Annotated in this window: 11 protein-coding genes; 4 read left to right on the forward strand and 7 right to left on the reverse strand. The window is 51.9% G+C overall.

Translation table 11 applies throughout. The features are described 5' to 3' along the window. The 7 genes from ABWO75_RS10880 to ABWO75_RS10910 all read right to left on the reverse strand — a co-directional run. A partial coding sequence (locus ABWO75_RS10880; protein WP_353185434.1) for a PorV/PorQ family protein occupies positions 1 to 752 on the reverse strand: 752 nt, incomplete at its 3' end. 138 nt (positions 753 to 890) lie between these two features. Next, positions 891 to 1,781, reverse strand: coding sequence for a DMT family transporter (locus ABWO75_RS10885; RefSeq protein WP_353185436.1), 891 nt, complete (start codon positions 1,779 to 1,781; stop codon positions 891 to 893). A gap of 115 nt (positions 1,782 to 1,896) precedes the next feature. Further along, on the reverse strand, positions 1,897 to 2,757 hold the full coding sequence (locus ABWO75_RS10890; RefSeq protein WP_353185438.1) for a sugar phosphate isomerase/epimerase family protein: 861 nt from the start codon (positions 2,755 to 2,757) through the stop codon (positions 1,897 to 1,899). 125 nt (positions 2,758 to 2,882) lie between these two features. Next, complete coding sequence (locus ABWO75_RS10895) at positions 2,883 to 5,183, reverse strand: DUF7133 domain-containing protein (protein WP_353185440.1); 2,301 nt, start codon at positions 5,181 to 5,183, stop codon at positions 2,883 to 2,885. Positions 5,184 to 5,212: 29 nt separating this feature from the next. Further along, positions 5,213 to 8,215 carry a glycosyl hydrolase family 28-related protein gene (locus tag ABWO75_RS10900; RefSeq protein WP_353185442.1) on the reverse strand — a complete coding sequence of 1,001 codons (3,003 nt, stop codon included), beginning with the start codon at positions 8,213 to 8,215 and terminating at the stop codon, positions 5,213 to 5,215. A 688-nt stretch (positions 8,216 to 8,903) separates the two neighbouring features. Further along, on the reverse strand, positions 8,904 to 10,910 hold the full coding sequence (locus tag ABWO75_RS10905; protein WP_353185444.1) for an FAD-dependent oxidoreductase: 2,007 nt from the start codon (positions 10,908 to 10,910) through the stop codon (positions 8,904 to 8,906). Positions 10,911 to 10,929: 19 nt separating this feature from the next. Further along, a complete protein-coding gene (locus tag ABWO75_RS10910) occupies positions 10,930 to 11,904 on the reverse strand; it encodes an ABC transporter substrate-binding protein (RefSeq protein ID WP_353185446.1) in 975 nt (324 codons plus the stop codon). 338 nt (positions 11,905 to 12,242) lie between these two features. Between ABWO75_RS10910 and ABWO75_RS10915 the strand changes: the two genes are divergently transcribed. From ABWO75_RS10915 to aroC, 4 genes are all read left to right on the forward strand, one after another. After that, entirely contained in the window at positions 12,243 to 13,067 is an 825-nt protein-coding gene (locus tag ABWO75_RS10915) for a prephenate dehydratase (RefSeq protein ID WP_257657001.1), read from the forward strand. Between the two features lie 61 nt (positions 13,068 to 13,128). Then, the gene (locus ABWO75_RS10920) at positions 13,129 to 14,235 is read left to right on the forward strand and encodes a chorismate mutase (RefSeq protein WP_353185448.1); all 1,107 of its coding nucleotides are present in this window, start codon (positions 13,129 to 13,131) and stop codon (positions 14,233 to 14,235) included. After that, positions 14,235 to 15,494, forward strand: a complete 1,260-nt coding sequence (gene aroA, locus ABWO75_RS10925; RefSeq protein ID WP_353185450.1) for a 3-phosphoshikimate 1-carboxyvinyltransferase — start codon at positions 14,235 to 14,237, stop codon at positions 15,492 to 15,494. The genes ABWO75_RS10920 and aroA overlap by 1 nt, the downstream gene beginning before the upstream one ends. Positions 15,495 to 15,523: 29 nt before the next feature. Then, a partial coding sequence (aroC, locus tag ABWO75_RS10930) for a chorismate synthase (RefSeq protein ID WP_353185452.1) occupies positions 15,524 to 16,142 on the forward strand: 619 nt, incomplete at its 3' end.

The raw sequence follows: 16,142 nt of genomic DNA on the forward strand, positions 1-16,142 counted from the left end.
AAGCGGGGATGAAACGTAGTGGCAACATCTACGACCATGTGATCCCATGCAATACCAAATCCAGCATATTGTTGCAAAGGGTACAACGAGAACCCGCCCCTGAGCCATAATGCCGCCGTCAGCGCATACTCCAGGCCTGCACGGCCATCCAGGGTTCGCGCCAGGTCATACACAGCGTCCGAAGTGAGTATCACTTTACCGAGCTGATAACCCACCCCGATACGCAGTGCCGATGGAACGGTACCATTTACCTGGTCGAAACCCCGGTTACCAACGTTCTGATAGTGTACCCCCACGACCAAGCCCTTGCGTATATGGTATTGCAGACCCGCATCAGCCGAAAAGGATCGGTCAACGCGATACGCGGGAATACGTAACTGATGAAAATTAACGGACAGCGCCAGCGCGAATTTCGGACCAAGCGGCTTGGCATAAACAACCCCTCCATTCAGCGCTTCGTAGGCATCCGGTAAGCCATACCGGTGGATCCTAATCCCCAGGTTACCCAACCGGGTGGGGATGCCCAAAAGCGCCGTTTGACCGGTAATTTCCGTAGAAAGAAAATGCTGTCGGTATGCGACATGCACAACGACCTGATCCAACCGGGTCAGTCCGGCCGGATTTGCCGTAAGGCTGTATATCTCCTGAAGGGCAGTGCCCGTGCCTCCCATTGCTTGATGACGTGTTCCGGTGTAGGTTTGGGTATAGGCTTTGGTGGAGATCAGCAGGAGTATGAGCCACCTTCCAATCATGAAGGTGAAGGTACTAAGAAAAAATTATTTTTTCATAAAAAGATTCGGCAGCTACACTACATGATAGCCACAGCGAAAGCCAAACGCTTGTAGGTGCAGCGCGTAACTTGTGCTTATGCAGCAATTTTTCGGAAATTTTTATTTCGCAAATTTCCTGGTGCCTGCCACGCATAGAATGACCCCAAGCGTTACGGCAATCATACCTATGCTTACTTTTTCATGAAGCAATAAAGCGGCTAATGCCAAACCAAAAAAAGGTTGCAGTAACTGTAATTGTCCAACGGTTGCAATGCCCCCCTGTGCCAACCCCCGGTACCAAAAAATGAAACCGATGAACATACTGAACAGCGATACATAAGCCAGACCGGCCCAGGCCTCCGCACTAATGTTTCCAAACGACACAGGCATATAGCAGCACATAAGCGGCAGCATTACGGGCAAAGAAAGCACCAGCGCCCAGGAAATAACCTGCCAACCGCCCAGTGCGCGGGTGAGCTTTGCTCCCTCTGCATAGCCCAGTCCGCAAAGCACAATAGCGCCAAGCATGAGCAGATCACCCTTCGGTGAAGCCGTAAGCCCCTGTGATACGGCATAGCCCATCACCAACAGGCTGCCAATGACTGAAAAAATCCAAAATGCGGGTTTCGGGCGTTCACCGCCACGGATGATACCGAATACAGCCGTTGCCATGGGCAGTATGCCCAGAAAGACAATCGAATGGGCTGATGTAATGTATTGCAGCGCCAGAGCGCTTAATAACGGAAAACCGACCACCACACCAAGGGCTACAATAACCAATGGAAAAATCTGTTTTCGTTCAGGGCGTTTTTGCTTAAATACCAACAGGGCGATAAGCGCAAGTATTCCGGCGATGGAAGCCCTGGCAACGGTTAGAAACACAGGATTAAATTCCAATACAGCCACCCTGGTGGCAGGCAATGAACCGCTGAACAATACCACGCCGACAAAGCCATTTAACCACCCTTGTGAGGTTTTTTCTTTTATTTTTATCGTATTCAACGCTGACATTGCATCTATTTTGATGCAAAAGTCAGCAAAGGAAACATATAAAAACAGTCACAATTTTTACTATTTCAACGTATACAGTTTATTTCGCATAATAATGTGTCATGCGGGTAGACCATTAGCTGCGCGGCAAGGCGGCCACCACACCATGGTAAAAGCCTACAGACTCTGCCAATCCGGGCAGGGGATCTTTCATGTCCTTTTCAAACTCGAGGCTGCACTGTCCTGTATACTTTATTTTGCGGAGCATGGACACAAACGCGGGGATATCAATGACTCCGCGGCCCAGTTCGCAGGTTTTACCGTCCCGTGTCGCCGCCGTTACGTTCTTAAAATGAATATCAAAAATCCGGCTGTGATAACGTTCCAGATCGGCAACCGGATCCTGCCCATCGCGGGTGTCGTGTCCCATGTCAAAACACAGGCCCATCCGGCCATCCAGGTTATGGATGAGGTCATAAACGCTTTTTGCATTTGGGTACAGCTTGTCTTCCGGACCGTGGTTATGTATGGCGTAGCGGATATCATACGCCTTTGTTTTCTCCGAAATATATTCCAGGTCCTCTTTATTCGGCACACCGATAATCAGCTTCACACCTACCCGCCTGGCGTATTCGAAACCGGCATCAATTTCAGCACGCGACTTGGTCATGTAAATCGGTCCCACTGCATAGCCCGTCACCCCAAACGCTTTCAGTTTCTGATGAAAAGCAGTAACGGCTTCCGCTGTACTGTCCAGCGGCAGGTGAAAATCTTTAATACTCAGGTAATGCACGTCCATCCGCTTCATCATGGCCAGTGAAGCATCCAGATCGAAATGCAAAAAACTGTACCCTGCAATTCCCAGGTTGAAACTTTCGCTTGGGCGGGCTTCCGGATACATGTCGACCGGTTCGGTCCATCCGGACGATAGCCCCGGAAGGGCAGCCGCTGAGATACCCAGCACACTTTTTTGTATGAATTGTCTTCTTGTATTCATAAGGAAGTATTTATAATGGCGTATACGAGGATTTAAAGATAAAGGAAAACCCCGGAATACCGATAACTTATTGTTTTTCCTACGCCGGATGTGCCGACGGATAGCCACGGCTCATCCCGGAACCGTTATTCTTTCCCAAAAAGGCGATACAGTTCTTCCTGTGTGAAAGGTGCTGTCCGGTTATGAAACCTCGACCGCATCGTGCGGAGTTCTTCCGGTAGTACAGTAACCGAGGCCCGGTTTCCCCATGCCACGCGTATATAAGACAGCAGTTCGGCCAGTGCCTCATCCTCCATCGTCGGATGATGGGCAATCCCAGGCATTTCGCCGCTTACTTCAGGCGCCACGTAGGTATGGCCGGCAACGTCAACCGGTCCGGTAAGTCCGTACAATACCAATGCCATTAACCGGTCCTTATTACCCGTTACCCAGGCAGAGCCTGCCAATGGTGGTGCAATGGCCGGGACTCCCTGGCCATCCGCGCCATGACAGGGCTGGCAGGTTGCTTGAAATAAGGCGCTGCCTGTCGGAAAACGTTCTGCCAAGCTGGCCTGCTGGGCTTGTGTGGCCCGTTTGCCCCGCTCCTCCATCACCACCGCGAGATGCCGGTAAAGCACCGTAGCTGTATCGCGCATCGTCCGCATAACGAATGGTTCGCGTCCGGCCATGCCACTGATCAGGGCATCGGACACCGCAGGGTTCATTTCAAAGGCGGCTGCCCATTGCATTATTTTTTCCATGCTTCCGTCCGGAAGGTTGGGTATCAGCGCGGCGGCGGCAAGTGCGGCATGCGGGGCAAGCAGGGTATCCCTACGACTCAGTGTTTGATCGAGTATAGCAACCAGACGCGCCGGGGCAACCGTTGATGCCAGCGATGGCATCGCGGCCAGTGCCTGTGCCCGTACCTGCCACAGGGGGTGTTCCAGTAGTACCTGTACGTCATCCAATGTTAACCTGTTTAACCCTTCGAGTGTCCACAATGCGTGAACCCTGTGGATCGGCGTGTATCGATCGCTGCGCAATACGGTACGCAATGCGGAAGCCGCGTCAACGGCCTGCCGGTCGACCAGCAGCTGCTGGGCTTTATCCCGTATCCATCCGTTTTCATTGCCCAGTGCAGAAACCAGTCCCGCCGTATGCTGCGGCATTTTCGCCGGCTGTGGGTCGGCCGTTTTCGGAAATACCCGGTAAATACGTCCCATACCCAGCGGCAATTCCAGGCCCCGGGCGGCAATCTCCTTTTTCAGATACGGTGTAAGGTAGGTGCTGTGCTGAATAATCCCGCGGTACATATCCAAAATGTAAATCGATCCGTCAGGGCCATTATACAGGTTGACCGGCCGGAAGCGCTCGTCGCGACTGGCCAAAAACTCCTTATCCGCATAAGCCTGCTTTCCTGTTGTCCGGTAGCCTGCTGTATCCAGGATATTCCACTTGATCAGATTAGCGGCCGGTTCGGCCACAAACACATTCAGCCCGGTCATCAGTCCGCCGCGGTAGAACAGCGGACCGCAGGCCGCGGTGAAATTTGTCAGGTGCCCCGCGCTGTCCAATATACCGTCCATGTAGCCCCGGTTTACCCCCGGGGTCGGGTGTATGGGATAGACCCGTTTATCGCCGACAATGGCTTCACCATACCCCGCCACCCGGCGCTGGTCCGGATTGCCGGTGCCCTGTCCCGGCGGAAAATAGTCGCCTGAAACATTGCTCGAGTTATCGTTGTAATATAACCTTCCCCAATCGTCCTGACTGATGCCCCACTGCCCGCGAAAATGTGTTTTGTCCTTCCGCCAGGTACCATCCGGAAGCCGGCGGTACCGCCAGTCGGATTTGGCGCTGTATATCCAGTTATCCAGCGCACGGAACAGTCCATTCGGCTGGTGTTCCACGTTCCCGCCCTCGGCATAAGCCGAGTCTACCAGTGTCCTGGCCACCGGACGGTCATTTTCAATTTCATAGAACCACAGGTTCGGCGGTTCGGCCACCAGCAGCCCGCCGCCGATCAGGCAGAGTGCACGGGGCATAACCAGCGAATCGAGGAAAACAGTCCGCTTGTCGGTCTGCCCGTCTCCGTCTGTATCGGTAAGCTGCACAATGCGCCCCACCGGCAGATCTTCACCGGTACCCAGCGTATCCGGCATGAAACCATCCATTTCCGTCACCCACATTCGCCCGTATTCATCAAATATCATGGCGACCGGTGCCATGACCAGCGGTTCCGCGGCAACAAGTTCGATGTCAAAATCCGGATCAAGCACCATCGCATTACGTGCGGCCTCCGGGTCAAGCGCATCGCCGGCTGCATGCCTGCTGCACCCGACGAAAAAAAAGGAAAGGCCCAGCAGGAGGAACAACCCGGTATAGCCGCGCACCGGCATCATAAATGCCCGCGGGTAACCTGCTATCATGCTGTAGTTCGTTTTCACACCGGAATATTTTGGGAAGCCAGGAAAAATCAGGGAATATGAATGCTATACAGTGAGGAACGCGCCGTAATAAATAACGTCTTATTATCCTTCCCGCCGAAAATCAGTGTAGCCGGCCGTTCGGGCACATCAATCGTCCGTATCCGTTCGCCGGCCGGATTATACACGTGGATCTGCCCGTCAGCCACATACACATTACCCGCGTCGTCTGTCACCGTACTGAATTCTCCCCGGTTAATCACATAGGAAACATCGTTAAAGGTTCCATCTGCCCCAACAGCTACCCGGGCCACTTTTTTATAATACTCATCCGTGGAGTAATAGTTTTTTCCGGGAAATGCTTCCACTACACCCGTTGCCCGTGCCAGGTCATAAAACTCAGGAATATAGGTTACACCATCCGGCGCGGCAAACGCATATTCGGGCGTAAAGACAGATACTTCTTCAAAGTTCATCCGCCAACGGTTTGCCGGCAGCAATAATTTGTGTATATTTTTCATGGCCCCGTACCGGACTTTCGGCAACAGCCGGATGCTTTCGTCCGGGTTGTCCGGGTCAACGGAATATACCCAGCTTGCGAATCCGGAATTCCCCCAGCCGCTGAACGATGTGCCAGCAGCGTCCGGCAGCGCCGGTACGGTTTCCTGCTCGCCATTTACCAGGTACCCGGGCTGGGGATCATACCGAAAGACAACAAGCAGGTTGTCTTTGGTGTCCACGCCCAGTGAAAGCGGTTTCCACGGAAAATCAGCCACCAGCGACACAGATTCGGTAGCTACCGACCATTTATAAATCCGACGGAGCCGGTGATCGCTGAAATAAATATTCCCCCTGCTGTCCCGGGTGATGCCCTCAGCAAATTCAAATCCCGTGGCTACCTGCCGGATACCTTCCGGTGCAGGACCGGTGGGCGGTTGACACCTGTTGCCTTTGATATGCAACATGGAAAATTCCCAGGGACGCACATCCATACCCGTATTTACATCGTATATCGGCACGTTGGTTGTATACTTAATCTGGGAGTAATTATGCACGTTATAAAATGTCAGGTTCTCGCAATTCCAGGTCCGCGCCGAATACGGTGCCGGTTTCACCATCCGGATAACCCGGAAAAAATAAAGGTGGGCAAACATCAGGTCGCGGCAATTGACCAGTTCCAGGGGAAGCACGTCATGCCCTTCCCGGCTCTCTTCCTCAAATTGGAAAGCATACATTTTCCAGTTCGCAACGTTATTGAAGCGGGCTTCGTTGCGCACGTGGTGCTCCAGCGACATGGCATAGATCTTACCCGGAGTTTCCGTGTTGCTTACGTATAAACCGCTGGCATTATAGGTGGATGCCGTCCAGATATCCTTAAATATCCCGCCGCCGCCATTAGTCACCCAAAAGCTCCAGTATTGATTATCCCACGCCGCGTCCATGCCAGGTAATACTACCGGTTGTCCGGGTGTGCTGATTCTTGCACCCGCGTTGGCATATGCCTGCTGGGGTGCGTTGCCCTTGGGCATGGTGCCGTGGCCACCGACGAATTTAACATCGTTTACGTATGAATCCGCACCGGCCGTCCATTTCAGGCCTACCGCCCGATAATTATATGCTCCGGTATTCAGGCCGATCCCATTGAGCATATTCTGGCCGCCGGACGCCGATTCCAGCAGCGCCACCGGCCCGCCAAAACCACTGAATGCCAGCGTGCTTTCCTTCAGCATCAGCTGCGTTGCAAATGGGTGCAGGCCGATTAACTTCGTTGAGCCGTCCATTTTCAGCGGCTCACTAATGACATACCACCCCTGGGGCACGTAAATGGTCCGGTGCGTGGCCAATGCTTTCCTGAACACCTCGGTATCGTCGGTCACACCATCGCCGACCGCGCCAAGTGCCTTGATATTAACCCATTCGGACATCGGGGGCAGGTCCGGGATTTCCTTGACAGGCCGCTCCGGGAACCGGCTCAGCGCTTCCGTTTCAAAAATGGTCTGATACTGTGCATCGGTACCCAGGTCGGCTATGTGCAACCCGTAAACGAACCGATTTACCCGGTACATATTGTCCGAACGTGTAATCGTGCTGTCGGTGCCTTTTATCGTGGCAAACACCGGTACATTGCGACAGGCAACCTGAAGGGCACTGATCTGATTTTTCGCATTGTATTCATTAAAGACCAATGCCGATCTGCTGATATTTTCAAACCGGCAGTTTTCGAGAAAAATCTTGTCGGGAAATGCATGGGTGGCCTCAATGACTACCGGTGTGTTTTTGGCTTCCATGTTGACGATGGTAAGTCCCACATCACCGATTGCCATGGTTGCAATGGCTGCTTTCCGCTGCCCTTCAAAATACGTATCTACCATCATCATTGGCCATCCCGGTGACGTCTTGGTGGTATAAATTCCATAATCACCACCGTAGAAACGTACATTTTCCATTTCATTTCCCACGTCATACAACCCGGCCTTTCCCGTACCGGCATGGATATCTACATGGCTGATAAAACTGTGCTGCGCGAAGTGCGTGCGCAGGGCTACCGCTGACGGATTGCCATCCGCGATGCGTAGGTTCACATTGGAAAGGGCACTGTAAAAAGTTCCCGCCCCGGCATCCCGGATCTCCTCATCATCCCCCTCGTACCGGTCGACAAACCAGAACAGGTAATTTGCCGCTCCCTTATCACCTGCGCGGGGTTGCTGAAAACCCGGGGAATTGGCGGCCAGGATGAATTCCGGACGGGTGCTACCGTATCCGATAAGCCGGATGGCTTTGGGAATATAGATCGTTTTCGTGAGCTTGTAAGTTCCTTCCGGTATAAAGAGAATGCCGAAATTCCGCGTATTTTTCAAATCGATGATGGCCTTTTGCAGAATATCGGAAACATCCATGCTGCCGTCGTTACGGACTCCGAATTGCTCCCCGGTAAAAAAAACAGCTTCGTCGTCATCCGGCTTTTCGGTGTATACCGAAACAGACTGCGCCTGTAATGTATACGATAACCATAAGAAGAAGGAGATTGCCCAAATTGTTTTAAGGTTCATCATTGCTGCTTTGTCGTGAATATGTTAATTGGTTAGTTGCGAATCGGCAGAACGTTCCGGTTAACGGCGTTCCAGCACCGGTCGCAACGGATCAAATATAACGCATCGCAAAGACTTTGCACGATGTTAGGCGGATTTCATCGCCATATCACGAATAAATTACTTAGCCGTCATCCCATATACATCATCGTCCCCTGATCTATTTTATGACCGGACTGCTTCGGGGTGAGTCCACCATAAATCCACGGTGAGTCCACGTTGAGTCCACCCTTTTTACGGTTAGCCGTAGACTTACCGCGGTGTCACCCTGCTGTCACCGTAGGTTCATCCGGATGTCTTCCGGTAGCAGGGGTTAACCTCCTCCTACCAACCGGAGAACGTGCTTATTTAATAAAAGTATCCATCATTTTCCGGTTCAAAAAAACAGCAATCGTATAACTTTAGGTGTTACGAATCCAGGTCAACAATATACGTGGAAGCACAACGGACGCCGCCAATTCGCGCACAAGTCTAAGCATATTTACTTCAACTTTATCTTATATAATAGGCTTATTACAATCCGCAGGTCTACTATTGGACCACCCAAGGCACGGTTATATGGATACTTGTGTGCTCAGCGCCGGTCAGTGCAAGCGGTCATTGTATCGGAGCAAAAAGGCTCCGGGTATAACAGGACAGCCGGATCAGCTGCTCACTGCTGATCGTCGACCGGCACAAAAAGCATGGCATTGGCTGCAACCACGCCTTCAGCACCCGCTGTACTGATTTCCACAAAAGCAGGCGCTTCGCCCCCGGTAACGGAATAACGGCCGAGCGGCACCCACGTACTGGAGGTTTGTCCTTTTATTTCAACGCCCGACAGGTCCAGCTGCTTTTTGACCGTGGTCTTTCCATTATAAACGGTGTAATCGAACTGGGGGGCGCTTTCCGCCGTCCGCGGAAAATAGGTATAGATATCGTAATTCCCCGCAGGCAACAATGCAGCGACAAACTTAGCGGTACTCACACCTGTTTTACTGTTCGCCTCCAGGTAGGAATGGCCGTATCCTCCGCTACTCCCCTTTTCCCACGTGCCGGTAAGCTGTACCGCGTGGCTATCCGTGGTACTGATCAGTACGTCTGGCTGCCGATGGTCAGCCTTTGGGTTTTCCTCCAGTATTTCCTGAAGTTCGGAAACCGCGACCTCCTGTACGTCAATATCCTGATCGATGGCCAGGCAAGCGGCAATCGCGGCAGACTGCCCCAGCACCATAAATACGGGCTCCATCCGGATGGAACCGAAAGCGATGTGACTGGCTGAAAGACAAACAGGGACCAATAGGTTGGTCACTTCATTTCGCTTCGGTACAATGGCCCGGTAAGAAATCGGAAACGGCGGGAAGCCCCCGACCTCGACATTGCCTTCGTTTTTTACCATTCCGTTTACCACCAATCGGTCGCAATTATGCGAGTCCATCGTGTAGGCGGCATAGCCCACGGCATCCGTCACCACTTCGCGGCCCTGGCAATGGTGCTGGGTCATCACCAGCTCACCGACCATGCGTCGGGCCTCGCGGATGTACAGTTGGGGACTCCAGTGATTATGGTTGACATATTCATCCTTTGGATAACCCCATTGCCGCATTTCATCACGGATAACCTGGGGTACCGAAGGATCGTTCCCTACGAAATAAAGCAGTCCTTTCGTGTAATCCTCATGCGCTTTGATGATCTCCTGCCGACGCGCATAGTCTGCCTCCGGGTACTCCCAGTTCATGCCGATCATATCCGTGGAGAACCCGTTTCGGTTGTTGATATCGGTTTTGCCGTTGGGCATATGGCTCCAGATGAACACATCACGTAGTGCCTTCCAGGGTTGTTTCTCCTTCTGTCGCCTAAGCAATTCATAACGTTCCGGATCGTAATGATCCGGTTTGGCTATAGCGATCCTGTTTTCCGGCACGTTGGTAAGAGTTATCCGGTAATTATAGGCCTGTATTTTTTTATCGCCTGTGCCCTTCGGCAACAACTCGCTTTCCTGTATTCCCCACAGCAATCCGCTGGCCGGATCGCCCCGTACCACATACGGGTCAATGGAATCGGGAAGCTGATGGCCTTCCAGGAGCTGCACGCCGTTCAGCGTTTCCCCATATACCTTATTGTCTTCCCGGCCGACGTGATACGATACACCTGCTTTCGCCATCAGGTCCCCTTCGTAAGAACAGTCCATAAATATGCGCGCGCGGATGGTCATCGAAGGTTCGCCGAGTTTTTCTGTCGACTGCAGCTGAATTTCCCGTATCACCGTCCCGGCCTTCGACACATTCAGCAGGACCTGACCGTAGTAGACATCGGCATCACATTGTTCCATGTACTGGTTAAAAATGGCCGCTGCCACCTTAGGCTCGAATATCCACTGCTCAAATGTCCCATAGTGTTTTCCGATCTTCCGGTAAAAATCCAGCGCCAGGCCGCGTACCACATATTTATTGCCGATGTCGGTCTGTCCCAGACCACCGGAACTCATTCCGCCAAGCAGCTGACCCGGTTCGATGAGCACCACTGATTTCCCGGCTTTCGCCGCAGTATAAGCGGCGGCCACCCCTGCCGACGTTCCACCGTAGATACAAATGTCGTACGTTTGTTCTTTTTCATCTGCCAGGCAGGGTACCTGAATCAGGATTATTAAAAGCGCGTATAGTCCGATTTTTTTCATCATATGCTGGTTAAAACAGGTGTTATTCCGGTACGGCTTCGAATCCGGTAAACGTGAGCCCATACGTGCGGGCCGCTTCGGGATTGTATACCCGTTTACGCGTTTTCACAAGATCAACCTTCAGATCCGCTGCAGATCCGCTTTTCAGGTAGGTGGCGGCCTGCGCACCGCTTTGGTATCCCCATTGGTAAATGTCGGCGCCATATGCGGCAACGGCACCCCGGGCCACCAGCCCCGCTTCGCTGGTGAACACCGGCACCCCCTTATCGCTGCAGTTTTTGAGGATTACCTCAAATGCCGCGAATACGGTATTATCCGGGTTGGCAAAAAAAGCGTCGATGTTATTGGACAGCAACGAACGGATTACCAGCTGGGCCTCAGCCGAGGAATTAAGGGGTAACGCCACCAGCCGGACACCCAGTTGACCGGCCAGTTTGTCGAGGCGTTCATAGGCATCCACGGACTGTGGTTCGGATTGATTATAGATCATTCCGACCGTCAGCTGATTGCCCGCCGGCTTGATGGTTTCCGTAATAACAGCGAAAGAGGTATCAATGTAATTCAGGTTCTCGCCCGTACCGAACAGGTTAGCGGGCGGCAAGCCATCCGCCCCCTGCAATCCCAAAATATCGGGCATGGCAGTTACCGTCTGAAACACGGGAATATCCGTAATCCGCTGTATGGCGGCTACGGTTGCCAACGTGGTACTGGTGCCTATCAGGTCCAATGCCTGACTGTTAAAATAACTGATGATCTGGTTTAAGGTAGACGCATCGCCCTGGGCATTGCGGTGAATCAGCTCCAATGTGCCGGCATCCTCGCTGTAGCCGCTATCGCGCAATGCGGCAACGAAACCCTGGTAAGCCTGGGAAATGGTGGCATCTTCAAATGCCTCAACAAAACCCACCGTTGGTGTTTCCGGTCTTTTTCCGGATTGGCAGGTGAAAAATAACAGGCTTACAAATAAGGTAATCAGGGAGTAGTACATTTTCATCATATAACAAAACTACACGTTTCTATCGAACAAGCCAACGCCGGCGTAGAAAAGCCTGCATCAATTACAAATCTCACAACGATACCTGCCCGGCGTTATAAAAAACGCAAGCAGCGTCAATTATTTTTTTCTTTTTTCTTGATAATTAAAAAATGTTGGCGTACATTTGGCACATCAAAAGAGAAGATGATACCACGTAATAATGCATATTGGTTTTTTGGTTTCTTTTACTTTAGCAGTAAGAGCCGGGATTGATATGCATTGATAGCGTTAAAGATATAAATGTAGAAAGTCCCGGCGAGAAAGGCCGGGACTTTTTTTATTGCCTATTTGATTGATATATGAGTTTAAAAGTAGCCATACAAGGTATAAAGGGATGCTTCCATGAAGAAGCCGCTTACAAATATTTCGGAGAGGATATCGAGACGGTGGAGTGTGAGTCATTCAAAAAGACTTGCGAGCTGCTGAAGCAGGGCAAGGTAGACAACGTGGTAATGGCCATCGAGAATTCGATTGCCGGCGGCTTGCTGCCCAACCACAGCCTGCTTCGTGATTACCGTTTCCCCATCATCGGCGAAGTATACCTGCACATCAAACTGCACCTGATGGCATTACCGGGTGTGGCGATCCAGGACATCCGGTTTGTCGAGTCGCACCCCATTGCGTTGCAGCAGTGCAGCGATTACCTGGAGGAAAACCCGCAGTTCAAAGTAACCGAGGGAGAGGATACCGCGGGCAGCGCCAAAAAAGTGAGTGAGCTTCAGCTAAAGGACACGGCTGCTGTTGCCAACCAGCTTTCGGCGAAGTTATATGGGCTGGACATCCTGGAACGGCGGATCGAGACCAACAAAAAAAATTACACCCGGTTTCTTATCCTTGCCAACAAGGCGGACGAAAAGGTGAATGTCAATAAAGCGACCTTATCGTTTCAGACCGGCAACGGTGTCGGTGCACTTTCCAAGGTTTTACTCTGCTTCGCGGAGCAGCACATTAACCTCACCCGGATACAGTCTATGCCGGTATTGGGTAAACGCAACGAGTATGACTTTTATGTGGATGTAGAGTGGACCAATCAGTCGGATTATGAGGCCGCCATCCGGCGTATCCTGAAACATACGAATAATTTCAGCATCATGGGCGAATACATGAAGAACGACAAGGTGTAATGCTGAGATAAAAGCAACGTAATTGAAAACGAAAATTAAAAAGAACCGAAAATAAAAAACAATGAAACAGACATTAGACATCGTACCCTTAAAATCATGGTTTGATACCGGGGACGCTCCATTGATCATCGCTGGTCCATGCAGCGCGGAAACAGAAGAGCAAGTGCTTGCTACCGCACATCTTTTGGCTAATACTGGCAAAATCAATGTACTGCGTGCAGGTATCTGGAAACCCCGTACCCGTCCAGGTGAGTTCGAAGGCATCGGCAGCATCGGACTGCAGTGGCTGCGGAAAGCCAAAGAAGAAACCGGTCTGCCCATTACCACTGAAGTGGCTACCGCCAAGCATGTGGAAGAAGCGCTGGCCGCCGGCGTGGATATTCTCTGGGTGGGCGCACGCTCTACCGCCAACCCGTTTACGGTACAGGAAATTGCCGACGCACTGCAGGGTGTTGATGTACCGGTGCTGGTTAAAAACCCGGTCAATCCCGACCTTTCGCTTTGGCTCGGTGCATTGGAGCGCATAAATCGCGCGGGCATAAAAAAACTGGCAGCTATTCACCGGGGATTCTCTTCCTACGAAAAAACGGCTTTCCGGAACGAGCCCATGTGGGATCTCGCCATCCAGCTGAAAACCCTGGTACCTGAACTTCCGGTAATCAACGACCCGAGTCACATTTGCGGAAACCGGGAATTGATCCCTTATATTGCGCAAAAGGCTTTTGATATGGATATGCAGGGACTTATCGTGGAGTCGCATATTGACCCGTCGGTAGCATGGACCGACGCCAAACAACAAGTGACCCCTCAGGCCCTGTCCGACATGCTCGGCAATCTTGTATTCCGGCAGTCCAAATCGGACGACCCGGTATTTGAAGATAAACTGGCGGAGCTCCGGAAAGATATTGATAAACTGGATGATCAAATCATCAAGATCCTGAGTGACCGGATGAAAATCGTGGAAAAAATCGGCGAATATAAACGCGATAACAACGTGACGATTCTCCAGGTAAACCGTTGGGACGAGATCATCCATAAGCGCAGCAACGTGGCCCAGGCGCTGAAACTGGATAAAGATTTTGTAGTGAAAATGCTTGAACTGATCCATAATGAGTCGATCCGGAAGCAGAACGAGATCATGAACGAAAAACCGATTGCCGAAGCGTAATGGATAAAGAAGCCATCAACGTCGCACATCCTACGAAAACGCTGACCGGCACAGTAGCGCTAACGGGTTCAAAAAGTGAAAGCAACCGCGCACTGATTATTCAGGCACTGAGCGGGGGAAGCGTCGAGATCAACAACTTGTCGTCCGCGGCCGACACGGTGACACTGCAGCAGGCATTGGCTGCCGCTGCGGTGGCCGGAAAAAAGAGCGGCAACGACGAAACCGAGATTGATGTGGGTCCCGCCGGAACGGCCATGCGGTTCCTGACGGCCTACCTGACCAGGGTCAACGGCAATTTTTTACTGACAGGCAGCGCCCGGATGAAACAGCGGCCCATAGGCATCCTGGTGGATGCCCTGAACACGCTGGGTGCAACGATCCGGTATGCCGGCGAAACGGGTTTTCCGCCGCTGTCCATCACCGGTGGGTCAGCCCAGCAAACGGCGGAAGTTGCCGTACAGGGTGATGTGAGCAGCCAATACCTATCGGCACTGTTGCTGATTGCTTCCGCAATGCCGAACGGATTGAAGCTCCGGATTGCAGGCGAGCTTACCTCACGCCCCTACCTGACGATGACATTGCAGATGCTGGCCGAAGTGGGTATTCAGCACCATTGGGAAGATAATGTGATCTCCATTGCTCCGCAGCAGGCCAAAAGCGCAACGTTGACCATTGAACCCGACTGGAGTGCGGCTTCTTACTGGTATGCGATGGTAGCACTGGCCGGCGAAGGCAACCTGTTTCTGCCCAACCTGAAAAGCAATAGCCTTCAGGGCGACAGTGCAATCGTCGAAATTATGTCGCATTTTGGTGTAGCCTCGTCCTTTGAGAACGGCGGTTTACGCATCCAAAAAACAAGCAGTCATTCGAGTAAGTCGTTATTTGATTTCAAGGAATGCCCCGATCTTGCCCAGACCGTGATCGTCTGTGCTGCCGCACTGCAACACGACCTTTCTTTTACCGGATTGCATACACTCCGGATCAAGGAAACCGACCGTATTGCCGCATTGCAGCGGGAACTGGGGAAATTCGGAGTGGAGCTTATTGAAGAGGGCACCGTATATCACCTGAAGACCGGGGGATTAAACCGAAACGCTAATCCGGTTATCGACACCTATGAGGACCACCGGATGGCCATGGCCTTTGCCCCGCTGGGACTCGTATTTAACCAGATGCGGATCAACGAGCCGGAAGTTGTGGAAAAATCCTATCCGGATTTCTGGAAACATTTGAAACAACAGGGATTTGTCCTATCTTAGCCCGCAATAAATCAGCAGCAGCAACTATAATGGCAGGAAATTCATTCGGAGATGCATTTCGTATCACAACGTTCGGTGAATCACATGGAGAAGCAGTAGGCGTCATCATCGATGGGTGTCCTCCGAACATCGCAGTGGATGAATTGTTTATCCAATCTGAATTGGACAAACGCCGTCCCGGACAGTCAAAAATTACCACCCAGCGGAAAGAAAGCGATACGGCAAAAATCCTTTCGGGTGTTTTTGAGGGCCGTACTACCGGTACGCCGTTGACCCTGGTTATTCCCAATGAAGATCAGCGTTCCAAGGACTATTCGCATATTCAGGATAAATACCGGCCGTCGCACGCCGATTATACGTATCAAATGAAGTATGGCATCCGCGATTACCGCGGAGGCGGGCGCTCGTCCGCACGCGAAACAGCTGCGCGCGTTGCTGCCGGTGCGATCGCCAAAAGCTATTTAGCACAGTACGGCATCCGGATTTTCGCACACGTTTCGGGCGTGGGGAAAATTGAGGCACCAAACCTGGATACGCAGGATATCGATGCACTGACCGCTCTGCGGGAAAGTAATATCGTACGTTGTGCCGACCCGGCAACCGCCAATGAAATGATCACGTTTATTGACGCCATACGCAAGGCCGGTG

Source organism: Parapedobacter lycopersici (assembly GCF_040395035.1).
Taxonomy (GTDB): domain Bacteria; phylum Bacteroidota; class Bacteroidia; order Sphingobacteriales; family Sphingobacteriaceae; genus Parapedobacter; species Parapedobacter lycopersici_A.